Source organism: Rhodococcus sp. NPDC003348 (assembly GCF_053589375.1).
Genome location: NZ_JBSFRT010000039.1, coordinates 38,416 through 61,537, shown reverse-complemented (window position 1 = coordinate 61,537; position 23,122 = coordinate 38,416). Strand labels below are relative to the sequence as shown.

22 protein-coding genes are annotated in these 23,122 nt (G+C 68.8%); 5 read left to right on the top strand and 17 right to left on the bottom strand.

The features are described 5' to 3' along the window. Window positions 1-129 precede the first annotated feature (129 nt). From ACWDU4_RS22110 to ACWDU4_RS22100, 3 genes are all read left to right on the top strand, one after another. The gene (locus ACWDU4_RS22110) at window positions 130-690 is read left to right on the top strand and encodes a DUF1707 SHOCT-like domain-containing protein (protein WP_450116069.1); all 561 of its coding nucleotides are present in this window, start codon (window positions 130-132) and stop codon (window positions 688-690) included. Window positions 691-769: 79 nt separating this feature from the next. Beyond that, window positions 770-1,414, top strand: coding sequence for an FMN-dependent NADH-azoreductase (locus ACWDU4_RS22105; RefSeq protein ID WP_450116068.1), 645 nt, complete (start codon window positions 770-772; stop codon window positions 1,412-1,414). A 43-nt stretch (window positions 1,415-1,457) separates the two neighbouring features. Then, complete coding sequence (locus ACWDU4_RS22100; RefSeq protein ID WP_450116067.1) at window positions 1,458-1,754, top strand: putative quinol monooxygenase; 297 nt, start codon at window positions 1,458-1,460, stop codon at window positions 1,752-1,754. Window positions 1,755-1,898: 144 nt separating this feature from the next. Here ACWDU4_RS22100 and ACWDU4_RS22095 read toward each other — a convergent pair whose 3' ends face one another. The 3 genes from ACWDU4_RS22095 to ACWDU4_RS22085 are packed head-to-tail and all read right to left on the bottom strand — an operon-like array spanning window position 1,899 to window position 5,353. Continuing rightward, complete coding sequence (locus tag ACWDU4_RS22095; protein WP_450116066.1) at window positions 1,899-2,711, bottom strand: FadR/GntR family transcriptional regulator; 813 nt, start codon at window positions 2,709-2,711, stop codon at window positions 1,899-1,901. 54 nt (window positions 2,712-2,765) lie between these two features. Then, a complete protein-coding gene (locus ACWDU4_RS22090) occupies window positions 2,766-4,163 on the bottom strand; it encodes an amidohydrolase family protein (protein WP_450116065.1) in 1,398 nt (465 codons plus the stop codon). Beyond that, complete coding sequence (locus tag ACWDU4_RS22085; RefSeq protein ID WP_450116072.1) at window positions 4,160-5,353, bottom strand: CoA transferase; 1,194 nt, start codon at window positions 5,351-5,353, stop codon at window positions 4,160-4,162. Before ACWDU4_RS22085 ends, ACWDU4_RS22090 begins: the two co-directional genes overlap by 4 nt. Window positions 5,354-5,471: 118 nt before the next feature. Between ACWDU4_RS22085 and ACWDU4_RS22080 the strand changes: the two genes are divergently transcribed. After that, a complete protein-coding gene (locus ACWDU4_RS22080; RefSeq protein WP_450116064.1) occupies window positions 5,472-6,533 on the top strand; it encodes an enoyl-CoA hydratase/isomerase family protein in 1,062 nt (353 codons plus the stop codon). A gap of 70 nt (window positions 6,534-6,603) precedes the next feature. Here ACWDU4_RS22080 and ACWDU4_RS22075 read toward each other — a convergent pair whose 3' ends face one another. The 12 genes from ACWDU4_RS22075 to ACWDU4_RS22020 form a co-directional block, all read right to left on the bottom strand. Beyond that, on the bottom strand, window positions 6,604-7,506 hold the full coding sequence (locus ACWDU4_RS22075; RefSeq protein WP_450116063.1) for a TIGR03619 family F420-dependent LLM class oxidoreductase: 903 nt from the start codon (window positions 7,504-7,506) through the stop codon (window positions 6,604-6,606). A gap of 55 nt (window positions 7,507-7,561) precedes the next feature. Then, entirely contained in the window at window positions 7,562-9,304 is a 1,743-nt protein-coding gene (locus ACWDU4_RS22070; RefSeq protein WP_450116062.1) for an ABC transporter permease, read from the bottom strand. A gap of 5 nt (window positions 9,305-9,309) precedes the next feature. After that, on the bottom strand, window positions 9,310-10,476 hold the full coding sequence (locus ACWDU4_RS22065) for an ABC transporter ATP-binding protein (RefSeq protein ID WP_450116061.1): 1,167 nt from the start codon (window positions 10,474-10,476) through the stop codon (window positions 9,310-9,312). A 34-nt stretch (window positions 10,477-10,510) separates the two neighbouring features. After that, on the bottom strand, window positions 10,511-11,518 hold the full coding sequence (locus tag ACWDU4_RS22060) for an acyl-CoA dehydrogenase family protein (protein ID WP_450116060.1): 1,008 nt from the start codon (window positions 11,516-11,518) through the stop codon (window positions 10,511-10,513). Window positions 11,519-11,703: 185 nt separating this feature from the next. Then, window positions 11,704-12,000, bottom strand: a complete 297-nt coding sequence (locus tag ACWDU4_RS22055; RefSeq protein WP_450116059.1) for a hypothetical protein — start codon at window positions 11,998-12,000, stop codon at window positions 11,704-11,706. 53 nt (window positions 12,001-12,053) lie between these two features. Further along, window positions 12,054-13,115: an ABC transporter substrate-binding protein gene (locus ACWDU4_RS22050; protein WP_450116058.1), complete on the bottom strand. Its 1,062-nt coding sequence runs from the start codon at window positions 13,113-13,115 to the stop codon at window positions 12,054-12,056. A 36-nt stretch (window positions 13,116-13,151) separates the two neighbouring features. Further along, window positions 13,152-14,396, bottom strand: coding sequence for an acyl-CoA dehydrogenase family protein (locus tag ACWDU4_RS22045; RefSeq protein ID WP_450116057.1), 1,245 nt, complete (start codon window positions 14,394-14,396; stop codon window positions 13,152-13,154). Window positions 14,397-14,444: 48 nt separating this feature from the next. Then, entirely contained in the window at window positions 14,445-15,620 is a 1,176-nt protein-coding gene (locus ACWDU4_RS22040) for an amidohydrolase family protein (RefSeq protein ID WP_450116056.1), read from the bottom strand. 199 nt (window positions 15,621-15,819) lie between these two features. Continuing rightward, window positions 15,820-17,037, bottom strand: coding sequence for a CaiB/BaiF CoA transferase family protein (locus ACWDU4_RS22035; protein ID WP_450116055.1), 1,218 nt, complete (start codon window positions 17,035-17,037; stop codon window positions 15,820-15,822). Between the two features lie 50 nt (window positions 17,038-17,087). Then, a complete protein-coding gene (locus ACWDU4_RS22030; protein ID WP_450116054.1) occupies window positions 17,088-17,864 on the bottom strand; it encodes an SDR family NAD(P)-dependent oxidoreductase in 777 nt (258 codons plus the stop codon). Window positions 17,865-17,983: 119 nt separating this feature from the next. Next, on the bottom strand, window positions 17,984-18,775 hold the full coding sequence (locus ACWDU4_RS22025) for a FadR/GntR family transcriptional regulator (protein ID WP_450116053.1): 792 nt from the start codon (window positions 18,773-18,775) through the stop codon (window positions 17,984-17,986). A gap of 135 nt (window positions 18,776-18,910) precedes the next feature. Beyond that, window positions 18,911-19,687, bottom strand: a complete 777-nt coding sequence (locus ACWDU4_RS22020) for an SDR family NAD(P)-dependent oxidoreductase (protein WP_450116052.1) — start codon at window positions 19,685-19,687, stop codon at window positions 18,911-18,913. Window positions 19,688-19,899: 212 nt separating this feature from the next. Between ACWDU4_RS22020 and ACWDU4_RS22015 the strand changes: the two genes are divergently transcribed. Continuing rightward, window positions 19,900-20,613 carry an SDR family oxidoreductase gene (locus ACWDU4_RS22015; RefSeq protein WP_450116051.1) on the top strand — a complete coding sequence of 238 codons (714 nt, stop codon included), beginning with the start codon at window positions 19,900-19,902 and terminating at the stop codon, window positions 20,611-20,613. Between the two features lie 89 nt (window positions 20,614-20,702). Here the strand turns inward: ACWDU4_RS22015 and ACWDU4_RS22010 are convergent, their stop codons facing one another. After that, window positions 20,703-21,806, bottom strand: a complete 1,104-nt coding sequence (locus ACWDU4_RS22010) for a phosphotransferase family protein (protein WP_450116050.1) — start codon at window positions 21,804-21,806, stop codon at window positions 20,703-20,705. Continuing rightward, window positions 21,806-23,095, bottom strand: a complete 1,290-nt coding sequence (locus ACWDU4_RS22005) for an acyl-CoA dehydrogenase family protein (protein ID WP_450116049.1) — start codon at window positions 23,093-23,095, stop codon at window positions 21,806-21,808. The genes ACWDU4_RS22010 and ACWDU4_RS22005 overlap by 1 nt, the downstream gene beginning before the upstream one ends. Window positions 23,096-23,122: the final 27 nt, after the last annotated feature.

The following is a 23,122-nucleotide window of genomic DNA, read 5'->3' as shown; positions in this document are numbered from 1 at the left end:
CCGGGTGCCGCGATCACGCAGGGCACCGTCCTCGCCGAACTCAAGTAAGACGCTCCGCGTTCTGTGCGCCCTTTGGTAGCCCGGGCTACCAAAGGGCGCACAGGCGTCGAAGCCGCCTACTCTTGACTCATGGCCGAGCTCCCGGAAATCCGCATCGGGACACTCGAGCGCGAGCAGGCGGTCGAACTCCTGACCCGGCACCTCGGAGAGGGCCGGTTGACCCTCGCGGAGTTCGGTGACCGCTGCGCGCGGGTGGAGTCGGCACGGACCAACCGCGACCTCGCGGTCCTGTTCACCGATCTGCCCGCCGTGGCACCGCAGCCGGAACGACGACGGTTCCTCTGGGTGCTCGTCCCGCTGCTGATCCTCATTTTCCTCTTCGCCGGGTTCGCCGCGGCCGACCTGGTCGCGTGGTTCGTCCCTGTCGCGCTGGTGGTGGCCGTCGGTGCCGGACTGGTGTTCGTCGGAACCCGGCGCAGGCGCGTGAGCGTTCCCCAGTTCCTCACGGCCGCCGGTCCCGGCCCGGTCGGGCCCGCGACCTCGCCGCGGCGCAACCTCACCCTGATTCCGTACGCTCTCGTCCTGTTGGCTCCGGCGCTGATGCTCCGGCAGCCGGTCGTCGTGCTCGCCGCGGCCGGGTTCCTGATCTTCGCGGTCGTACAGTCCATCGACAACGGTCCTCCCCGGTGACCGGGGGTCCCCGTGGTTACGGTGTCCCTCGACCCGTAACCACGCACGGGCACCGTCGGTGCCCGAAAGGATCTGGCCGATGCCTCAACTGCTGCACGTCGACTCGTCGGCGGACCTCGAGAATTCCGTCTCCCGCGACCTGACCCGCCTGTTTGCCGACACCTGGCGCGCCCGCGGGCCCGAGTTCACGGTGACCGTGCGGGACCTGCACCGCGACCCGGTGCCGCACCTACCCGACGCCGAACTGCACTACGCGGCGCGCCTGCGCCGCGCGGGGGCGAGCCCGGATCCCGACGCCGAGGCTCGGCAGGCCGCGCTGATCGCGGAGGTGGTGGCGGCGGAGGTCGTCGTGATCGGCGCGCCGATGTACAACTGGTCGCTGCCCTCGACCCTCAAGGCCTGGCTCGACCATCTGCACGTCCTGGGCACGACGGTGCCGTACGACACCCCGGACCGTCCCCTCGCGGGTACGCCGGTCGTGGTGATCTCCAGCCGGGGCAACACCTATGCGCCGGGTTCCCCGGGCGCCGGGACCGACTTCACCGTGCCGCCGCTGCAGCAGGTGCTTGGCACGTCGATGGGGATGGAGGTGTCGGTGGTGACCGCGGAGCTGACCCTGGCCGGGCGGATCCCGGCGCTGGCTCCGCTCTCCGCGCAGGCCGACGAAAGTCTGTCCACCGCGCGGCACACGATCCGGACGCTGGCCGGTACCCTCGGCCGTTAACCGCGACAACAGGTTTCGCGGCACAGAGACCGAGGAGTGAAACATGGCACTGATCGCAGTCCTGGAGTTGACCTTCAAGCCCGACGCCCTGGACACCGCACGCGAGGTGATGACCCGCGTGCTCAAGGAGACCCGGGCGTTCCCCGGCTGCCAGGGCGTGGACGCGGTGATCGACGCGAAGGACCCGAACACCTGGCGTTTCATCGAAACCTGGGAGTCCGCCGAGCACGATGCCGCGTACCGCAAGTTCCGGGCAGGAGAGGGCGCGATCACCGACCTCGGACCGCTGCTCGCCGGCGCGCCGTCGCTGACCTCGGGCACCGTCGACGCGAGCATCTGAGATCGCGCCGCGGATCGCGGCGCATCGATGGTTCCGGGGTACCGCGATGGTCCGTCATCGCGGTACCCACCGGGATCCGTCGTCCGGACGGCGAACGTGCGGGCGCCCTTACCGGTCCTCGTGACGGTCAGGACCGGCGGGCCGTCACTGCGGCCGAGCCGGCCGGTCCATGAGGTCGTGCACCGCTTCGTCATCGCGACCGTCGATCAGGAAGGGGCGGGCGTTGACGACGTGCTTGCGCCAGTGTGAGAAGGCCGCGTCGGCGTCGCGGGCCCGCAGCAGCCGGATCAGACGCCGGCAGGAGCGGACCGCCAACTTGTAGTTGGCCGCGTACTGTTGCCGGTCGTCCTCCGTCTCGAGCACCGCGGCGACGGTGTCGCGCTCGGTGAACTCGTACAGCATCCCGGCGATGATCGCGAGCGGCGCGTTGCCGGAGAGTTGGACGACCCGCAGGTGGAATGCGGAGAGTCCGGCGGCGAGGGTCGCCGTGGCGTATGCGGCGGGAATGTCCTCGTCGACCATCCGGGCGAGTTCGTCGAAATCGGCCTCGGTGCCCTCGATGGCGAGGACGCGGGCCGCGTCCGGTTCGATCGCCTCGCGGGCCAGGAACATATCGGTGACGGTCGTGCCGGACAGTTCGAGCAACAACGAGGCCGACCGCGCGACGACCTCCGGCCCGGGGACTCGCACCCGCGCGCCGGCTCGCGATCCTCGCCGCACCTCCACCAGTCCGGCGGACTCGAGAAGCCGGATGGCCTCACGCAGCGTGGGTCGGCTGACGGCGAACCGGTCCATCAGGTCGGCCTCGTGGGGGAGGTGATCCCCGTCGTGGAGGGTGCCGTCGATGATCATGCGGCGCAGTGTGTTCGCGACCAGCTCGGCGGTCTTCGGGGTCCGGATCGGGTAGGTGGGTGTGCTCTGCGAGTGGAAGACGGGTGCGAGCCTCTTGTCGGCCACCTCTCACCTCCCGCAGTCGACGTCGTACACCAAGTAAACCATCTGGCGGGACCGTCACCGCTGCGAGTGCAGCGTGCGGCGCACGGCGTCCGCGGCCGGGGTGCGCAACGCCTCGGCGAGGGGACCGTGCAGCAGCACCAGGTCGGCCGCGACGCCGACCGCGACCCGTCGAGGCGGGCCTCCTGGATCGTCTGCCGGAGCGAGATATCCGTTCAGTGCCTGTGTGGCGGTGAGTCGTTCGTCCGCGCCGACGACCTCGCCGGTCGGCGCCAGGCGGTCCACCGCGGCCGCGATCACCCGCCACGGATCGAGTGGACCGTACGGAGCGTCGCTGGACAGGGCGAGCGGGATCCCGGCGGCGAGCAGGGACCGGCAGCGATACAGGTCCGGCTGGTCGGCCGGCTCCACGTGGCGGAGGTAGTCGTCGCCTCGGTCGGCGAGAAAACCGGGTTGGGTGACGACTCGCAGTCCGAGATCGTGGATTCGGCGGAGGGTTTCACGGGGAACCAGGGCGCCGTGCTCGATGCGGTCGCCGGGGATCGTGCCGACCTCGGCGAGCACGACCAGCAGGATCAACAGGGCCTCCCGGCTGACGCAGTGCACGGCGATCGGGCGCCCGGTCGCATGGGCCGTGGTGATGGTGCCGGCGAGCGCGTCCAGATCGGGCAGGCCGGAGTCGGCGAGCACTATTTTGTACGGTCCGACCGTCAGTCGGTCTGTCGGCGAGTCCAATTCGGTCTCCGGCAGGGCGGCGCCCAACAGGTGCACCCGCTGGGGTAGCTCGCCCGAGACCATCGCATCGGCGATCGCCCGCTGCGAACTCGGCCGCATGTCCGGGGTGGCGTCGGTGACGGAGGTGATGCCGAACCGGGTCAGCGCCGAACCGATCGCCGCGAGTGACGGTGGCCCGGAGACCGGGAGTTGCGAACGCAGCCAGTCGTCGGCGCGCCAGACGCGCCCGGTCGGCGCGCCGTCCGCGTCGCGTTCGACGCCGGAATGCTCGGCCGACGCCAGGGCGGTCGCCGCGACCGCCGCCGAGTTGAGCACCCACATCGCGCCGCTGCGGTGTTGGATCCGCACCGGCCGGTCCGCGTGCAGCCGGTCCAGGGTCAGGGCGTCGAGATCGCCTGCAACGGAGTCGAAATAGCCGACGCCGCGTACCCAGCCGTGATCGTCGGCGGGGGCGGCGGCCAGCGCCGCCCGCAGCTGGTCGGGGGTGCGCACGGCGGGCGGCCCGCAGCGCACCGACGCCGCGTCCGCGGCCATGGCGTGCAGGTGCAGGTGGTGGTCCGTCAGGCCGGGGATCAGCGCACCGCCCGAAGCGTCGATCCTCTCCGCGCCGGCCCGCGGCAGTCCGGCGCCGACGGCAGAGATCCGCCCGGCTTCGATCCGGACGTCGACACCCGCGACGCCGTTCACCTCGGCGTCGGTGACGATCAGCGGCCCCGTCATCGCGCCTCGATTCCGGTGACGGGGATGTCGAGTGACCGTAGCACTGACAGGGTGTCCCGCCCGACGCCGGGAACCTCCCCATGCGGCGTCCGGATCCGAGGTTCTGCGATCTCGACGATCTCGTCGCCTGTGTCGATCACCCAACGGCCCTGGTGAATTCGCGGGACGGGTGCCGGAGCGTCGCCGGTGAGGGTCGCGGCGACCACGTCCGTCATCGACACCTCGATCAGCCGGCCGGGCGCGTCCGCGGCGCAGGCGAGAGCCGCTGCGGTCAGGCCGGTCAGCGGGTCGGCGATCGCGTCGCCGACGAACATCGGTCCACGCTCGTCCCACGCGACCAGAGCTGCCGACGCGGCCACGTCGTCCCCGAAACCGATTCGGCCACTGGACCGTCCGGCGGCGGTGATCGACAGCCACGTTGTACCGCGGCCCGCTGTCGCGGCGGCGTCGAGGCCGAAGCCGGCGAGTGCCCGCGGCCGGGACGCCTCGATCACGATGTCGGCGGCATCGACGAGGGCGGCGAGCGCGCGACGGTCGTCGGGGTCGGCAGGGTCGAGGCACACCGCCTCGTGCCCGCCGTGCAGCAGCGCATAGAAGTCGGGATTGCCGCGCCGCGCCCCGTCCGGTCGTTGCGGCGTCTCGACCTTGACCACCCGCGCACCGGCCAGGCCAAGCAGGTGCGCGCACAGCGGGGCGGCCCACAGGGACCCGAAGTCCACCACCAGCAGCCCCTCGACCGACCTGGGCGCCCCCGGCGCCGGGAGCGGAGCCGGTACGGCGGGTGGGCGGATCGGCGCGGCGGCAACCCCGAGCAGTTCGGCGCGCTCGGCGAGCTCGTCGCCGGTGTGCCCGGCCACCCATGAGGTCACCGCCGGCCACGGGTCGTCGACGTCGATGTCGGTGCTGATCAGCGCGCCAAGCAGGATCGGGTCGTCCGGACGGGCACAGGAGACCGCCGCCCAGCCGTCGGCGGTGCGCAGCAACCGGCCGCTGCCGCCGAGGGTGACGTCGCCGCGGCGAGTGAAGCCGGTGAACGCGGCCCGCTCCGACAGCAGTGGCGCCCCGTCCAGGTCCACCGTCCGGCCGGCCAGCGCAGCGGCGGACGCGATGTGCCCGGCCAGCGCGCGGGCGTTGCTCGCCGCCACTCCGGGCGGCACGACCGGCGGTCCGTCGGGGCGCCCGGTAAGCATCGGGATGCCGCTCTCCGCCCAGTCACGTACCCGATCCGGGGTCGAGGTGGAGAAGTCGGACACCTCGCGATGGTACCCGCACGCCTATTCGAAACTCGTTAGCTGGCAAGCTGGAACAATGGGTACCCTGCAGGACGTCATCACCGCGACCGACCTCGCCGCCGGAGTCGCGGACCAGCCGCTGCTCGCCGAGGGAGCGGCCGTCGACCGGCCGCTGTTGGTGGTCGATCTCGACGCCGACATCGACGCCGACCTGGCCGCGCGAGCGGCGGCGAGGGCCCGCGGCGGCACTCGGGTTCTCGTCGGGCTGCGCACCCGGGCGCAACCGCTGACGGCCGCGCACCTCGAGCTGGCCGCCGCCCTCGACACGTCCCTGGTCCCTGAGTCCGTCGCCACCGATCGGACCCTCGTCGGCGTCCCGGACCCGGCCGCCGCCATCGAGACCGTGCTCGCCGCCGTCGCCGAGCAGGTGCACGCGGCGGTCGTGCTCGGGCAGGTGCTGCGTGTGTCCGAGTCGTTGCCGGTACCCGAGGCCATCGACGTCGAATCCCTGGCCTACTCCACGCTGCTCGGCACCCCCGGGTTCCGGCGGTGGCTGGCGGTGCGCGGGCCGCGGCCGTTGCCGCCGCCGGCGCCGCAGGAGCCGGTGCTGCTGGATCGGGACGGCGACCGCCTGCACATCACCCTGAACCGGCCGGAGCGGCGTAACGCCTACGGGGCGCAGGTGCGCGACGGCCTGGTGGAAGGGTTGCGGCTCGCCCTCGCCGACGACAGCATCACCTCGGTGCTGCTCGACGGCGCCGGGCCGGTGTTCTCCGCGGGCGGCGACCTCGACGAGTTCGGCACCACGCCCGACCTGGCGACCGCACACCTGATCCGCACCCGGGCCGGGGCGGGACGCCTGGTGGCGGCGCTGGCGGACCGGATCGAGGTCCGGGTTCACGGTAGCTGCGTCGGCGCCGGCATCGAGGTGCCCGCGTTCGCCGCCCGGATCGTCGCGGCGCCGGGGACCGTGTTCCGGCTGCCGGAGGTGTCGATGGGGCTGGTTCCCGGCGCCGGCGGCTGCGTCAGCGTGCCCCGCCGCATCGGCCGCTGGCGCGCCTACTGGATGTGCGTGACGAACGTCCCGCTCGACACCGACACCGCCCTCTCGTGGGGCCTGGTCGACGAGATCGCCTGACGAGGTCGTCGACGCGACAGACGAACGCCCCGGATCCGCAAACGGTCGGATCCGGGGCGGTAGTGGATGGTCAGTTTCGTTCTGCCGTTGCCGAGAACGACCGGTGTTGGGCGCACAGCCCCAGACGCTCCGCCGCCGCGGTGAGGTTGCGTCGGCGCTCGCCCGGGGTGTCACCGGTCCAGAGCGCGTCGGCCCACAACACCAGGTCCTCGACGCCGTTGTTCCGGTAGTCGGCGAGGACGTCGGGGTCGGTGGTCGACACTCGGACGTAGCAGGGAAACCGGTCGGAGGCGCCCGACTCGTGGCGAAGCCGCCGCAGCTCGGTGACCAGTGCCACCGCTTCGTCCGGGGTTGGGGTGCCCGACGCGAACCACGCGTCACCCAGTCGCGCGGCGCGGGCCAACGCGGGTGCGGTGTTGCCGCCGAGCACCACAGGGACCGGCGTGGGCCGTGGATGCACCTGGATCCGGTCGAAGGTGAAGTGCTTCCCGCTGTGGTCGAACTCGGCGCCGGACCACGACTTCCGGAGGATGTCGAGGCATTCCTCGGTGCGGGAGAACCGGGTGCGGAAGGGCACCCCCAGTGCGGCGAATTCCTCCTCGAGCCAGCCGGATCCGACCCCGAACAGCACCCTGCCACCGCTGAGTTCCTGCACGGAGATCGTGGTCCGTGCGGTGTGCAGGGGGTGCCGCAGCGCGGTCACGTACACCGCGGTCCCCAGTTTGATGCGGGAGGTGACCGCGGCGATCGCCGCGTGGGCGACCCACGGATCGATCAGTTCGGTGTCGGTGTCGACGATGGTCGTGTGGTGTTGCACGGTTCCCGTCGTGGGATGTTCGCTGCCGTAGCCGGCAGGTCGGATCACGTGCTCACCCAGCCACAGCGCGTCGAAGCCCAGTTCGTCGGCGCACACGGCGAGTTCGACGAGTTCGGCGACGGTCATGCCGTACGCACTCAGTCCGATTGACCCCACGGGCCACTTCCTTTCCGTTCGGCACATTGTCGGATGGTCGGGCGTCGTGTCCCGATCACATCTTGCTCAGCGAATCCGCGCCGCCCACGAGCATCGCGGCGGCGACGCCGACCGCGGTGACGCCCGTCATGATGAGCGCGACGGCGGCAACGAGGGGATAGCTGCCGTTCGACCAGGCGTCGAACAGGACGGTGCCCATGACCTGTGTTTTGGACGCCCGGACGAGGAGCGATGCGGTGAACTCGTGCGTCAGGAGCACGAAGATCAGGGCCGCGGTGCCGCCGAGGCTTCCTCGCATCAGCGGTAGCAGGATGCGGATGTTGGTGCGCAGGAAGCCTGCCCCGCTGACCCGGGACGCCTCGATGTAGCTGTCGCCGAGTGCGAGCATCGTCGAGAGCTGCATGCGGGTGGCGAACGGCAGCATCAGCGTCACGTACACGAGGATGACGACCCACGGCGTGCCATACAGCACGATCGGTCCCTCGGTGTAGGTGAGCAGGAACGCGGCGCCGAAGATGACCGCAGGAACGCCGAGCGGCATCGAGACCAGCACGTCGACGAGGACGCGCAGGGCAGGGTAGTGGACGCCTCGGACGATGAGGCTGGCGGCGATGAAGCCGAGCGGCAACGCGATCGCCATCGAGCCGAGTGAGAAGACCAGGCTGTTGGTGATCGCGGACGGCACCGCGGTCGTGCTGAACACGGTGCGGAAATTGTCGACCGTCAGGGTGGAGAGGTCGATGCTGCCACGCCAGTACCGGGAGAGCGAGACGAAGGCCAGCGCCAGGATCGGCAGGACCGTCGACAGCAGCGAAAAGAGCACGATGAGGCCGACGCCGATACGGGACGGGCGCCCCTGGGAGCGGAATGCCTTGCCGCCGTGGGTGACGAAGCGCTTCTGGTTGCCGAGCATCGCCTTCTGCGCGAACACGACTGCGATGCCCGCGAGCAACAGTGGCGAACCGAGAGCTGCCGCGGTGGCGAACTGGGCAGGGCTGTCGCTGATCTGGAAGTACATCTCCGTCGTCAGAACGCTGACACCGCTGTTGGTGCCGAGAAGCAGGGGCCCGGTGAACTGGCCGAGGCCGAGAAGCAGCGCGACGCCACCGCCGTAGATGAGGGTCGGGCGCAGCAGCGGAAGGGTGACCTTGAAGAACACCTTCCACTCCGGCATTCCGGAAACCTGTGCGGCCTCGAGCATCTCGGAGTTGATGTTGGAGAACCCGGAGCTGACGAACATGTACACGAACGAGCTCAGCGAGAAGCCGGTGATTATGACGATCCACTCGATCGAGTAGACGTCGACCGGGCCCTCCTCCAGGTGTGACCACCAGGGCAGGTTCCGGAGGGCGGCGTTGAGATACCCGGGCCGCGGGGAGAGCAGGAACGCCCAGCCTGCGATCGCGGCGACGGAGGGGATGACGATCGGGAGGATCGGCAGGATGCGCAGGAATTCGAGGCGCCGCGGGAGCCGACTCGCGGCCCACGCCAGCGCCGTGCCGAGCACCATCGCGATGACGACTGATCCGATCGCGAGTCCGACCGTGTACTTCAGGATCTCGCCGATGCGATCGAGTCCGAACGCACGGCTGAAGCCGGCGCTGCCGTCTTCGAACGCGGTCGCCTGCAGGCGCACGATCGGCAGGATGACGAGGTAGGCGAGTAACGCCGCGAAGGCGATGACGCCGAGCCGTCGGGCTCCGGAGCGCACCTTCTCGTTCTCCATCAGCGACGGCGTCCCGGTGGTCGGAGCCGACGGGGTGGGAGTCGACGGGGTGGGGAGGGTCAGGGTAGCCATTCTCGTCACCCCACCAGCGCCGTGAGGACCGCGGACTGCTCGGTGGAGAGCATGCGTCCGTCGCTGCCGAACATCCGTCCGTCGGTGGCGTCGAACGCGAGGATCATCCGGTCGCCGCGTTCGACGGTCCGCGGCGCGCGGGACCGGTCGTACGTCGAGATCCGGGCGTGCAGTTCGCGCCGTCGCGAGTCCCGTGCCGTGGAGGAGAGCATCACATCCAGGTGCAGACCGCCGAATTCCACGTCGTCGACGTTCACGGCGATGCCGGCCTCGCCGGCGCGCAGGTCGCTCGCGTCGCCGATCAGCCGCACCTTCTCGGGACGCAGTCGCAGGACGAAGTCTCGGGTGCCCGCGGCCGCCCGCGGCTCGGCGCCGATGAGCTCGGTGCCGAGGGCGTACCAGTGCCCATCGACGTACTCGCACGACAGCCGGTTCGACATGCCGGTGAACCCGGCGACGTACTCGTCGACCGGCTCCTCGAACACCTCACGGGGAGTTCCGATCTGGACGATCTGGCCGGCGTTCATGATGGCCATGCGGGTGCCGAGCGCGAGCGCTTCGCTCTGGTCGTGCGTAACGAAGACCGCGGTGAACGGATTGCGCTGGTGCAGGTCGTGCAGCTCGGCGCGCACCTGGTCGCGCAGTCGCGCGTCGAGGTTGCTCAGCGGTTCGTCGAACAGCACCAGATCGGGGTGTGCGACGAGGCCGCGGGCGAGGGCCACGCGTTGCTGCTGTCCACCCGACAGTTCGGCGGGCAGTCGGTCGAGGAGGCGCTCGCAGTCGACGAGGGCTGCGGTCTCCTCGACGCGTCCACCACGCAGTTCGTCGGTCATCTTGCGGGACTTGAGGGGGTAGGCGATGTTCTTGCGGACGCTCATGTGCGGCCACAGCGCGTACGACTGGAACACCATGCCGATGAACCGCTTGTCCGGAGTCAGGTTCAGACCTCGGTCGGCGTCGAACACCACCTGGTCGCCCAGGGAGATGGTGCCGCCGACGGGCTGTTCCAGACCGGCGAGGCACCGGAGGGTCGTCGTCTTGCCACAGCCGCTGGGGCCGAGCAGGACGAGGAACTCTCCGTCCTCGATCTCGAGGTCGAGGTGGTCCACGGCGACGGTGGGCGGTTTGCCGTCGAAGTTCTTGAGGAGCTGACGAACGGATACGTGGGACACGGGAACTCGCTTTCTGACCGGGCTGGGTCGGGTGCTACGACGAGAGGGCGGACGCAGGGATGGGCACGGCGTCCGCGTGCGCGCACGTGTGCGCACCGGTGGCCAGTTCGTAGAGGCGTTGCGCGTGTTCGTCGCCGCTGCCCCACAGCACCGCGTTCGTCAGGGCGCGACGGTAGTAGCGGTGAGCGGTGTGCTCCCAGGTGAATCCGATGCCGCCGTGAATCTGGACGGTGTCAGCGGTGGTTCGGGACGCGGCGTCCCCGCACGCGATCGCGGAGATCGCGGCGGCTTCCGCGAGCTCGTGATCGGTGCCTTCCTCGACCGCCCACACGGCGTGAGCGACAGCTGACGTGGCGAGCTCGATTGCGACGGCGGCTTCGGCCAACCGGTGTTTGACGGCCTGAAAGCCACCGATCGCCCGTCCGAACTGGACGCGGCTGCCCGCGTAGGCGACCGCGTCGTCGAGGGCGCGTCGAGCGACCCCGAGGCTGTCGCAGGCCAGCGCGACGAGGGCGCGGTCCTGGAGACGACGAACCGACGGGTGGGGATCCAGCAGCGCGGCGGATGCGCCGTTCGCGGTGACCGTCGACAGCACGCGGGTGCCGTCGGTTGCGGTCATCCGCGTCCGGGACAGCGCCTCGGCGGCCACGGCGAACAGCCCGGTGGTGCCGTCCTCGGCCTGTGCGAACACGAGCACGACGTCGGCGATGTCCGCGTCCACGACGAAGGACGCCGATCCCGTGAGTGTGGCTCCTTCGGTGGCATTCGTTACCCGGAATGCATTGTCGTCGCGAGAAACCGGGACCACGGTGGCCGCGATCAGTTCACCTGAGGCAATGCGTGCCAGGTAGTCGTCGACAGTGGCGGAGGCAGGCGCGTCGATCAGGGCGGTCGTCGAGACGACCGCGGAAAGGTACGGCACGCGTGACAGCTCGGCACCGAGGACGGTGAGCACCGCGGACACGTCCTGGAAGGACGCACCGAGACCGCCCCGGTCCTCGGGCACCGACAGGGCACCGATGCCGACTTCGCGAGCGAGCAACGACCACAGGGCGTGATCAAACGGTCCGTCCCGATCGATTCGCTCCGATCGTCCGTCGGCGGGGTCGAGACGGTGGACAGCCGACTGGACCGTGGACACGAGCATTTCGGTGTCTGCGCGTTCGGTGGTTGTCGTGCCGAGAATCATGGTGCAGGCCTTTCTGCGATCGTCGAGGCGGCCGGGCGTCAGTCCGAGGCGGGGAGCGGGCGGGGCGCTGCCAGCTCGAGGTCGACGCCGTCGACGGTGAGCGGGCCCGGGCCGGCGGTCACGCACAGCACCTCGACGCCGGCGCCCGAGTACCGCTTGCCGAGGACGAGGGGTGCACCGTCTGTGGACGCCTGCGCTTCCGCCGCGCCAGTGGCACCGCCGGAACCCATCGGTACGCCCGCGCAGTGCAGGGGGCCGTTCACGGCATCCCCGACCTTGACGACGATCACCTCGACATCGGACACCGAGCTCTTCAAGCGTTCGCCGACATTCATGGGTTGTCCTTTCCGAATCCGGTCCGCAATGGGCCGGAGTTGTTTGTGGTCTTCTACTGGCTCGCGCCGAACATGCGCTCGAACTCGCTGCGGAAGGCGACGGTGTCGTCCGCGGAGACGGCACGGCTGCTCGTCCAGATGTTGTCGGCCGACGTGGTTGCGGTCGGAATGTCCGGCAGCACCGCTCCGGCGCGGTTGGCGACGGCGTTCTGGCCGGCCTTCGTGACGAGGAAGTTGGCGAACAGTTGAGCGGCGTTGGGGTGCGGCGCCTTCGCCACGACGCCCGTCAGGAACGGGGCGCCGAACACCGGCGATGCCAGACCGAAGTCGACGGGCGCCCCCTTCTCCTTCTCGGCCGTCAGCGGAAGCGTGTATGCGGCGGCGGCGATTTCGCCGGAGGTCAGTGCCTGGGCGATGGCCTGTGCGCCCGTGTAGGTGCGGGGCCGCTGCGCGGCGAGCTTCTCTACGTAGTCCGGGGACACGGTCTCGTTCAGGTAGCCGTAGAAGTCGACGATCGCGGCCGAGATGGGCAGGATCACGCCGATCTTCCCGCCCGCGAGGTCGGGAGTGAGCAGGTCCTTGTACCCGGACAGGCCGGCGGGGACCCGGTCGGTGTTCCACGCGTAGGTGAGGACCGCCGCGGACGAGGTGAAGATCGTGTCGTCCTGGACGAACTTGGCGGCATCGAACTCGGGAGCGGAGAACGCCGGACCCGTCACCGGCACGAAGTAGTTCTGGGTGAGGCGTTCGTCCACCCATGGCCGTGCAGCGGACGCGACGACGTCGGCCACCTGATTGCCCGTCGTCTCCTCCGCGGCCAGCTTGGTCTGCAGGTTCGCGTCGTTGTCTCGCACGATGTCGACCTTGATGCCGTACGCGGATTCGAAGGCGGTGGCGGCGGTCTGGAGGTTGTCGGTGGCCTGCCCCGAGTAGTAGGTGACCGAACCCTCCTCCTTGGCCTTGTCGATCACCTCCTGCCAGGAAGTGTCCCCACTGGGACCGAGATCGCCGGCCGAGACCTCCACTGTTTCGCCGGAACCGCATGCGGCGGTCGCGAACGTGACTGCGGCGACGCCGAGGCCGGCGAGAACGCGCCGGAAAGTCGTGACTCTCATTGTGCGGGCCTTTCTGAAATCGATTGGGGGATTGGGTCACCGCTGGGCATCGGCTTGTGCGGCACGGGCCTCGCGCCAGGTGAGGCCGCGATCCGAGCGATGCTCGGGCGGCAGGCCGAGGACCCGCTCGGCGATGATGTTGCGTTGGATCTGGTCGGTGCCGCCCGCGATGCTGTAGCCGGGTGCTCCGAGCACGTGGGCGTTCCACGAGAACGTTCCGGGGGCACCGGTGTCGGCGATCAGGTCGCGGCCGAGGATCGCTCGAGCCGCGGCGGACACGGCGGTGAGCTTGTCCACCCACTGGACCTTGCGGATCGAACCCATCGCACTCGGCGCCGCGCCCCCGTCGCGGGACTGCCGATCGAGGAGGGTGTCGACTCGGGCGAGCATCTGTCGCAGGTACACCTGCGCCATCAGCTCGCGCACCCGCGGATCGTGATCTCGCCCGAGATCCTGTGCAGTGGAGACCAGTTGGGTGAACTGTCCGCCGATGCTGCTGCTGTCCGAGCCACCCTCGCGTTCGAAGGCGAGGGTCGTCAGCGCGACACCCCACCCCTTGCCGACCTCGCCGAGGCGGAGACGGTCGGGGATGCGAACCCCGTCGAGGAACACCTCGTTGAAACTGGTGCCACCCGACATCTGACGGATCGGCCGCACCGTGACCCCGGGAGCGTCGAGCGGAACCATGAACGCGGTGAGGCCGGCGTGCTTCGGCTGGTCGGGGTCGGTGCGGGCGATCAGCTCACCCCAACCGGCGAACTGGGCACCGGACGTCCACACCTTCTGCCCGGTGATCACCCAGTCGTCGCCGTCGCGGAGGGCGCGGGTCGCGACGTTGGCGAGGTCGGAACCAGCATCCGGCTCGGAGAAGAGCTGGCAGGCGAGGAGCTCGCCGTGCAGCATGTGCGGAAGGAACTCGTCCTTCTGTTCCGGGGTGCCCAGCAGGTTGATGGTGGGAGCCACGAGATGCATGGTGACCGCGAACAACTCGTGTGGGCGCAGCGGGCAGAGTTCGTTCTCGAGGCGGACGAACGTCTCGGTGTATGCCGAGTCGAGTCCGGCGCCGCCGACCTCCACCGGCCAGTCGAGTGCCGCGTAGCCGGCATCGAACTTGGCGCGCTGCCACGTTCGGTGCTGGTCGAGGAGTTGCTGCTCCTCCTCGAAGTCCATGTCGTGGAAGACCGCGACATCGTGGGGGTCGTCGACCCGGTCGAGGCCGAGGCGAGCGGCGGTGGCGAGAATCCACTCGCGTGCCTCGGCTTCGAAGGCGGGAAGGGACATCGTTCCTCCGGGGGCTGGTGGTGGCGAAGGTGCGGCGGGCGCGGAGCCTCAGTCGTCCAGGTTGTAGAGCTTTGCGGCGTTGTCGTGCAGAATCTTTCGCGCATCTGCTTCGCTCAGGTGGCCGAAGTTCTTGCGCAGGTAGTCGTCGGGGCGCTGTGCGTCGGAGGCGGGGCCGGGCGACATCGACGTCGGGTGCGGGTAGTCCGTCTCGTAAAGCACGTTGTCGGCGCCGATCTGATCGATGGCACTCAGCGCGGACGCCTGCTCGAACCAGAAGCATCCGTAGATCTGCCGCTTGAAGTACTCGCTGGGCAGCAGTTCGTAGTTCGGGTGCTCCTTGTGCACGCCGCTGTTGCGCCACTGCCAGTCCATGCCCTCGAGGGCGAACGGCATCCAGCCGATCCCGGACTCGACGGACACGAATTTGAGGTCGGGGAAGCGGTCGCAGATGCCACCGAAGATGAGTTGCGACAGGGTGCGGGCATTGTCCATGAAGAACGAGATGCCCATCATGCCGTAGTTCGCCGCGACCCCGTTGCTCTCGTGCCCGAATCCACTGAGATCGACTTCACCGGAAGCGATGTGGAAGTTGATCGGCAGCTTCTTCTCCTGCGCGGACGCCCACAGCCGGTCCCAGTAGGGGTCGGTGAGCATGGGGAGGCCGAAGGCGGCAGGGTTCTGTGTGAAGACGAGGCCCTTGTGTCCGGCGGCGGCGACGCGGTCGACCTCGGAAAGGGTGGCCTCCATGTCCCAGAACGGGAGGATGCCGACGGGGATGTAGCGGCCGGGCGCGAAGTCGGCCCACTCGGTGAGGTAGTCGTTGTACGCCTTGATGCACTCGATCTGGAGTTCGTTGTCGCCGTTGGACTGCAGTGTCTTCGAGCTGAACACGGCGACGTTCGGGTACAGGACTTGTGCGTGGATGCCGTACTCGTCCATGAGGGTCAGGCGCTTGGCAGGATCCCAGGACCGCGGGTCGGCGTCGGCGAACCGGGGCGGGCAGTTCGGCGGGTATTCGTGCCAGCCGGCCATGGCCGGGGAGCCGACCGCGCTCATGCGGGTTCCCGACACGAACCAGGCCTCGTCGCCACGCTGGTCGTCCCAGCGGACGTGGGGGACGAGGTCGCCCCACTTCTTGGTCGAGATCCGGGAGGTCCACAGGTCCGGGGGTTCGACGACGTGGGTGTCGGTGTCGATGATCTTGATGTCGCGAAGGTCGTACACGTTTCCTCCTGAAGTGAGGGTCGGTGGTTGGACGGATGCGCCTGGAGCGGGGCCTCGCGGGCGAAAGCTCTAATATTCGAATATTAGAGGGATTTAGCTCACATTGGAAGGCCTGTTGAGATTTCCGTCACTACCAAGGGGGGTGTGATCCGGTGAACGTGGGGCCGCCGGGGTTTGCGGGCGGGAGCGGGTCAGTTGCTCACTTGACCGCGCCCGAGACCTTGAGCGCGAAGATCTCGTCCCAGCTCAGGCCCTGTTCGAGCAGTACCTCCTCGGTGTGCTCGCCGTGACCGGGTGCGGGGGTGAGAATCGGGGTCGCACTGTCGAACTGGACCGGCGCGGTCACGAGGTTCAAGGAGCGGCCGTTCGGATACTCGACCGGGCAGACGTAGCCGTTCTCGACGGCCTGCGGATCGGTCACCACGTCGCCCGGCCTCCGGAAGACGTCCCACTGGCCCTCCTGTTTGCCGAGGATGTCCACCCATTCGCTCAGTGGACGGGCCTGGAAGGTCGAGGTCAGTTCGGCCGCGCACTCGCGCGAGTTCTCGGCGCGGGAGTCGAATGTCGAGAACCGTGCATCGTCGACGAGGTCTGCGCGTCCGATCGCCTCGCAGAGGCCCGGCCAGTACTTGTCGCTCTGGAGCAAGGCCAGGTGGATGTACCGGTTGTCGCTCGTGCGGTAGATGTTCGACACGGGGTTGACCGGGATGTCGCGATTCGGGTACGGCAGCTCGGCCTCTCCGATCAGCTGTGCGCCCACGATCGTCGGCTGCATCGCCCACGCGCCGACCGAGAACAGTGATGCGTCGACGACGGTGCCCTCGCCGGTGCGTTCGCGGTGCAGGAGGCCCGCGGCGACGCCACCGGCCAGGGCCATGCCGCTCTGGACGTCGCCGAATCCGGGGCCGGGCATGTTCGCGGGCCAGTCGAGGTCGTCGGGCGCGATCGAGCCGGCGGCGCCGGAGCGTGCCCAGTATGTGATGCCATCGAATCCGCCCTTCTCGCGCTCCGGACCCTCGGGGCCCTGGGCGGTCCCGCGGGCGTAGACGATGCGGGGGTTGCGAGCGGTGACGTGCTCGACGTCGATGCCGAGCTTCTGACGGGCGTCGGGAAGAAAATTCGTCATGAAGACGTCGGCCTCGTCGATCATCTTCATGAGCAGTTCCCGGCCGTCGGGGTGCGCGAGATCGATTGCGACGCCGCGCTTGCCGCGGTTCGAGACCTCCCACAACCCGGACATGCCGTCGACCTGTCCGGGTACGCCCCAGGCCGCTGTGGTTCGCATCGGGTCGCCGAACGACGCGTGCTCGACCTTGATCACCTGGGCGCCCCAGTCGGACAGGATTGCGGCGGCGGAGGGGACGAACGCGTACAGCGCGACCTCCACCACCTTGATTCCGTTCATTACCTTGGTCATTGGAAGCCTCCGTGTGAATGAGGGTGGAGTGGAGATTGGTCGGTCGTCGCTCAGTAGAGCGATTCACCGCCGTCGACGACCATGTTGGTTCCGGTCACGAAGGCGGATCCGGGGGAAAGGAGGAACAGTGCGGCTTCGGCCATGTCGGCGGGTGTACCGGCGCGGCCCATCGGGACGGTGGCGGCGCGTTCGTCGAACAGTGAATTGCGTTCCTGGGAAAGCGGTGTCGCGGTGATGCCGGGCGAGAGTGCATTCACGCGGACCCCGGTCGCCGCCAGTTCGTAGGCCGCAGCGCGGACGAGTTGGTTGACTCCCGCCTTGGATGCCGCGTACGGCGCGACGCCGACGCGCGCTCCGAGGGCGCGGATGGAGGAGGTGACCACGATCGAGCGATTGGCGTCCGGTGTGGTCACCATCCGGCGAGCGGCGGCCTGGACGCACAGGAACGTCCCGGTGAGATTCAGGTCGATCGTGCGCCGCCAGTCATCGAGCGTCAGATCCAGGAACGAGGCGACGGATCCGCTTCCCGCATTGGCGACGAGGCCGTTGAGGATCGGGAACTCCTCGGCGACATGTACGAACAGCTCGTGGACCGAGTCGGGATTGCTCACGTCCGATGCCACCGTCAGGATGCGCTGTCCCGCATCTGCTTTCGTGCGAAGGAGCTCGGCTGCGTCTGCGAGGACCTCGGCGCGGCGGGCGGCGAGGGCGACGTTGGCGCCGGCCTCGACGAGTCGTGCGGCGATGCCGTGGCCGATGCCTTCGCTCGCGCCCGTGACGAGGATGTTTTGTCCGAGGAGGGGGTGAGGGGTGGAACTGATGGTCATGGTCGACTCCAAAGGATATTAATATTCGTATATTTTGGAGGGCAGGCGTCGGCGAGGTTTCGGGCCGGAGTCACTGCGGTGTGGGACTGCGGTCCGTTGGCCGGGACCGCAGTCGTCACTCACTTCCAGTCGACGCGGTCCTGCAGGATGGAAGGGTGGTCGCCGAGCGTCATCGCGACCGACTCGCGCATGTGCGCCACCGCGAGCTCGCGCGCCTTGTCTGCGTCGCCCGCGCGGATCGCGTCGCCGATTTCGGCGTGTGCGTCCGCGAACACCGTGCGCTCCTGGTCGCTCCACTCACTCGGGTGGGCACCGATCGCGCGATCCGAAAAGAGGTGCGCCAGTGCGGAACCGACGAGGGCAAGGATGTAGTTTCCGGCCATCTGCCGCAGGTGGTCATGGAAGCCGACGGTGGTCTCGATGAACTCGCGGTGTGATTCGACGTCGTGGTCGTGAGCATCGAGAGGCTCGAGTACCTCCGGGTCGGTGATCTCGCCGCTCGCCACCCGTTCGGCCGCGAGCGCCGCGGTCAGACCCTCCATCTGGATGACGGCCTCGACGACCTCGGCGAGTCGGATGTCGTTGACCTGGAGGTACATCGACATGGTGTCACCGAAGGCGGCGCCGGTCGGCTCGGCCACGCTGGGTCCGCCCCCGAGTCCCTGGCGGACGGTGACGAGGCCCTGTGCCTCGAGAAGTCGGAGCCCTTCGCGCACGGATGCGCGACCGACCCCGAAGTTGTTGGCCATCTCCTGCTCCGAGGGCAGTGCAGCGCCGGGCTCCAGTCGATCGTCGGCGATGGTCTTCGCCACGAGTCGGGCGACCGTGCGGGACACCTTCTCCCCCCGGGTGGCCGCGATCGCTCGCCGAACCGCCAGGTTCCTGATCGGGTCGCCCCCCGGCTTAACCATCTCGTCCCTCGTTCTCACTCGTTGCACAGGTCACCACGCATCCGGGTCCGGGGACGCGTTATGCGAATCCCCAAGTCTAGTGGGTGAGGCGTGGCGTATTCGCCGAACTCACCCCGGTCTGATCGGTGTCGTTCGTCAGCGACCCATCGCGGTTCGCCCCCCGTCCACGGGGAGGAGCACCCCGGTCGTGTAGCTGGACGCCGGACCCGCCAGGTAGAGCGCGGTGCCGACGATCTCCTCGGGGCGTCCCACGCGTCGTGCGGGTAGGTGAGCCATTTCGCCGGCGACTACCTCCGGGTCCCAGGACGCGGCGATGTCGGTGTCGAATGCACCGGGGAGGATGGCGTTGACCCGCACCGACGGTCCGTACTCCTGGGCGAAACCCATCGTCATGATCTCGAGCGCCGACTTGGCGGCGGCGTACGGAAGTTCGCTTGCCATGGGCCGTTTGGTGGCGATGGAGCTGACGTTGATGATCGAGCCTCCGCCAGCCGCGGCCATTCGCGGCGCGATCACCGACATGAGTCGGAAAGCGCCCTTGGCATTGACGTCGAAGACCTTGTCGTACAAGGCCTCGGTCACCTCGGGGAGGCTCGGGTACACGGGTGCGATGCCGGCATTGTTGACGAGGATGTCGATCCGTCCGAACTCGGCCTGGACGAGGTCGGCGAGTTCCTCCTGGGCGTTCCACTCACCCATGTGGCACGCGAAGCCGACTGCGCGACGCCCGGTGGCTGCTTCGATTTCCTTGGCGGTGGCCTCGCAGGCATCGAGCTTGCGGCTGACGATCGCAACGTCTGCCCCGGCGTGGGCGAAGGCCACTGCCATCTGGCGGCCGAGGCCTCGGCTTCCTCCGGTGATCAAAGCGACCTTGCCGGCGAGCGGTGTCGTGTCGAGGTTCTGATCCGACATGGTGTCTCCGATTTCTCCGCGTGGCGCCGGCCCCAGCGGGGCGGCTGCGCACTGTGGTCTCTTGTGGCCGCGAACCAAGTCGGTGGTGTCACTCTCATTCGGATGCTCTCGTGACATGCGCCACATCGACCTGTACCGTAGAACCTACCAACTACACGAAATATTGCAATGTTTTCTTTCCGTCAATTTGGCTACAGCTCCGAGAGGACCGCATGACCACCTCGCTGCCCTACACCGCCATCGTCACCGGAGGGACCGGTGGCCTCGGCTCCGCCGTCACGGAACACCTGCTCGACCGTGGCTGGCACCTCGTCGTCCCGTGGTGCGTGGAAGGCGAACTCGACCGGGTCCCAGAACATCCCGACCTCGAGCTGATCCGCGCCGACCTGTCCACCCAGGAAGGCGTCGACGCCGTCGTCGACCTCGCCACAAAGGACGAGGAACGCCCCCTGTTCGGCATCGTCAACCTCGTCGGAGGTTTCGTCTCGGGGCAGCGGGTGCACGAGACCCCGATCGAGGTGCTCGACGCCCAGTTGTCGATCAACCTGCGCATCGCCTACGGGGTGGTCCAGGCCGCGCTGCCGCACCTGATTCGCAGCGGCGGCGGCTCCGTCGTGTGCATCGGCTCGGCGGCCGCGGTCCGCCCGTTCCCCGGCGCCGCGACGTACATCGCCTCCAAGGCGGCCGTCGCTGCTCTCGTCGAGGCGCTTGCGGTCGAGTATTCCGGCGACAACATCCGCGTGAACGGGCTGCTCCCCACGATGATCGACACCCCGGCCAACCGGGAGGCGATGCCGGAGGCCGATCGGACGAGCTGGGCGCGGCCGTCGGACATCGCCGAAGTTATCGGATTCCTGCTCTCCGACGCCTCCCGCGCGGTGACGGGTGCATCGATTCCTGTGGCCAACACCGCCGGAGCGTGCTGACAACGGTCGCGAAAATGTGAGTTCCCGGGCGGTGGCCCGAAAACGGGGTGTGCGGCGGGACCAGGCCCGCGGCACACCCCGTTCTCGTCTCAGTCGGTGAGGAGCTCCAGCGCACGCCGGGCGAGCGGTGCCACGAGGTCGCCGCGTTCCCCCATCCGCTCGTCGGACGTCTCACCTCGCACGAAGCGTGCGTACAGCTGCTGCAGGATCACCACGGTCTTCCAGCACCCGAACGCCTCGTACCAGGAGATCCGGGACAGGTCGAGAGAACTTCCGGCGGAGTACCGTTCGACGACCTCGGCTCGCGACGGCAGGTCGAGACCGTGCATCCCCGGGACCGCGATGAACGCCGCGGCCGAGTCCGGGTCCACGGTCCGGTCGGGCCAGTAGTTCAGCAGCGTCCCCAGATCGACGAGGACGTCACCGGTGGTGGCCATGTCCCAGTCGAAGACCGACTTCACCCGGTCGGGGTCGTCCGGCGCGAACTGGCAGTTGTCCACCTTGTAGTCGTTGTGCACGATGCCGGCCCGCTGGGAGGTGGGGATCGCGGCACGAATCAGCCTGCCCACCTCGTCGACCACTCGCGCGGCCTCCGCGGACGGCGCGTGCTCGGCTACCGCGTCCCACCGCGACGACCAGCCGCGGACCTGCCGATCGAGGTAGCCGTCCGGCCGCCCGAGGTCCGACAGTCCGCACGACGCGGGATCGACCGCGTGTAGCTCCGCGAGGCCGTCGATCACCGCCAGCCCGATCCGGCGTCCGGCGTCGGGTAGATGCGCCATCGACACCGGAATCGAATCCCACACCACGATTCCGTCGCGGTACTCCGAAACCAGGAACTCCGCACCGATCACCGCTGCGTCCGCGCAGTGCAGCAGGGCCCGCGGTGCGCGGTCGTAGCGTTCGTGCAAACGCGACAGCACCCGGTACTCGCGGCCCATGTCATGTGCGCCCGGCGCGATCTTCCCGAACGGGGGACGACGAACCACCAGGCGACGGTCCCCGAAGCTGACGCGGTAGGTGAGATTGGCTGAGCCACGTGGGAACTGGAGCACCGAGAACTCCCCGTCGAGGCCCTCGACGTTCGCCCGCAGGTGCGTTTCGAGCGAGGCCCAGTCGAGCTCTTCGCCGGCCCGGACCGGGGCGATCTCGTCGACCGGTTCCGTGACTTCGGAGGGAGAGGAGGACGCCATCACCAGGTCCCCTTGGCAGGCAGCCCGAACTTCCGTTCCGCCGCACCGTCGAGGACGGGAAGGTGCATCGTCGGGAACAGGCCCTCGGCGGGCGTGGCGTCTTTGAGCAGCTGCTTTGCGATCTGCTGCTTGTGCAGTTCCGTCGCACCGTCGGCCAGGCCCATGTGGTAGCTCTCCAGCAGCCACTTGCCGAACGGCATCTCGGTGGAGATGCCGAGCGACCCGTGCAGCTGGATGGCCCGCGACACCACACTGTTCAGGACCTTCGGCATCACCATCTTCACCGCGGAGATGTCGGCGATCACCTTCTTGTAGTCCTGCAGGTTGTCGATCTTCCAGGCGGTGCGCAGCACCAGCAGGCGGAACTGCTCGAGCTCCACCCAGGACTCGGCGATCATCTCCTGCACGAGCTGCATGTCGGCCAGGCTCCGCCCGCGAGTGTGTCGTGAGACCGCCCGCTCGAGCATCATGTCCAGCGACGCGCGGACGAGGCCGACGGTGCGCATCGCGTGGTGGATGCGGCCGCCACCGAGGCGGGTCTGGGCGACCTCGAAGCCGTTGCCCTCCTCCCCGAGCAGGTGGTCGACGGGGACGCGGACGTCGGTGTAGCGGATGTACGCGTGTGTGCCCTCGGACTCCGAATGTCCCCACACCCCGACGTTTCGGACGATCTCGATGCCGGGTGTGTCCGTCGGCACGACGAACATCGACGCGCGCCGGGTGCGGGGTGCGTCGGGATCCGTGACGGCCATGACGATGAGGAACGACGAGAACCGGGCATGGGAGGAGAACCACTTCTCGCCGTTGATGACGTAGTGGTCGCCGTCGCGAACGGCGCGGGTGACGAAGCTGGTCGGGTCGGACCCGCCCTGCGGCTCGGTCATCGAGTAGCAGGACATGATGTCGCCGTCGATGAGGGGGCCGAGGTAGCGGGCCTTGAGCTCCGGTGTGCCGTAGTGGGCGAGGATCTCGGCATTGCCGGAATCGGGTGCCTGGCAACCGAACACGACCGGTCCACTGTGGGTGCGGCCGAGGATCTCGTTGAGCAGGGCGAGATTGAGCTGACCGTAGCCGGGTCCGCCGAGGTTGGGGCCGAGGTGGCAGGCCCACAGTTCCTGCTCGCGCACCTTCTCCTGCAGCGGCCTGATCAGCTTGTTGCGGGTGGGATCGGAGACGTCCCACGCGTGTTCGACGATGCGGTCGACGGGCTCGACCTCCTCGGTGACGAACCGGTCGACCCAGTCCAGCTTCTCCTGAAACTGTGGATCGGTTTCGAAATCCCATGCCATTGCGCTCTCCTAGTGGTTCGGGCCTCG

Excerpts from the sequence above, each read along its gene's own strand:
- ACWDU4_RS22110 (WP_450116069.1), top strand. The coding sequence starts at position 130 with ATGGCCGAGCTCCCGGAAATCCGCATCGGGACACTCGAGCGCGAGCAG.
- ACWDU4_RS22105 (WP_450116068.1), top strand. The coding sequence starts at position 770 with ATGCCTCAACTGCTGCACGTCGACTCGTCGGCGGACCTCGAGAATTCC.
- ACWDU4_RS22100 (WP_450116067.1), top strand. The coding sequence starts at position 1,458 with ATGGCACTGATCGCAGTCCTGGAGTTGACCTTCAAGCCCGACGCCCTG.
- ACWDU4_RS22090 (WP_450116065.1), bottom strand. The coding sequence starts at position 4,163 with ATGACGGGGCCGCTGATCGTCACCGACGCCGAGGTGAACGGCGTCGCG.
- ACWDU4_RS22085 (WP_450116072.1), bottom strand. The coding sequence starts at position 5,353 with ATGCTTACCGGGCGCCCCGACGGACCGCCGGTCGTGCCGCCCGGAGTG.
- ACWDU4_RS22080 (WP_450116064.1), top strand. The coding sequence starts at position 5,472 with ATGGGTACCCTGCAGGACGTCATCACCGCGACCGACCTCGCCGCCGGA.
- ACWDU4_RS22070 (WP_450116062.1), bottom strand. The coding sequence starts at position 9,304 with ATGGCTACCCTGACCCTCCCCACCCCGTCGACTCCCACCCCGTCGGCT.
- ACWDU4_RS22055 (WP_450116059.1), bottom strand. The coding sequence starts at position 12,000 with ATGAATGTCGGCGAACGCTTGAAGAGCTCGGTGTCCGATGTCGAGGTG.
- ACWDU4_RS22050 (WP_450116058.1), bottom strand. The coding sequence starts at position 13,115 with ATGAGAGTCACGACTTTCCGGCGCGTTCTCGCCGGCCTCGGCGTCGCC.
- ACWDU4_RS22045 (WP_450116057.1), bottom strand. The coding sequence starts at position 14,396 with ATGTCCCTTCCCGCCTTCGAAGCCGAGGCACGCGAGTGGATTCTCGCC.
- ACWDU4_RS22035 (WP_450116055.1), bottom strand. The coding sequence starts at position 17,037 with ATGACCAAGGTAATGAACGGAATCAAGGTGGTGGAGGTCGCGCTGTAC.
- ACWDU4_RS22030 (WP_450116054.1), bottom strand. The coding sequence starts at position 17,864 with ATGACCATCAGTTCCACCCCTCACCCCCTCCTCGGACAAAACATCCTC.
- ACWDU4_RS22025 (WP_450116053.1), bottom strand. The coding sequence starts at position 18,775 with ATGGTTAAGCCGGGGGGCGACCCGATCAGGAACCTGGCGGTTCGGCGA.
- ACWDU4_RS22020 (WP_450116052.1), bottom strand. The coding sequence starts at position 19,687 with ATGTCGGATCAGAACCTCGACACGACACCGCTCGCCGGCAAGGTCGCT.
- ACWDU4_RS22015 (WP_450116051.1), top strand. The coding sequence starts at position 19,900 with ATGACCACCTCGCTGCCCTACACCGCCATCGTCACCGGAGGGACCGGT.
- ACWDU4_RS22010 (WP_450116050.1), bottom strand. The coding sequence starts at position 21,806 with ATGGCGTCCTCCTCTCCCTCCGAAGTCACGGAACCGGTCGACGAGATC.
- ACWDU4_RS22005 (WP_450116049.1), bottom strand. The coding sequence starts at position 23,095 with ATGGCATGGGATTTCGAAACCGATCCACAGTTTCAGGAGAAGCTGGAC.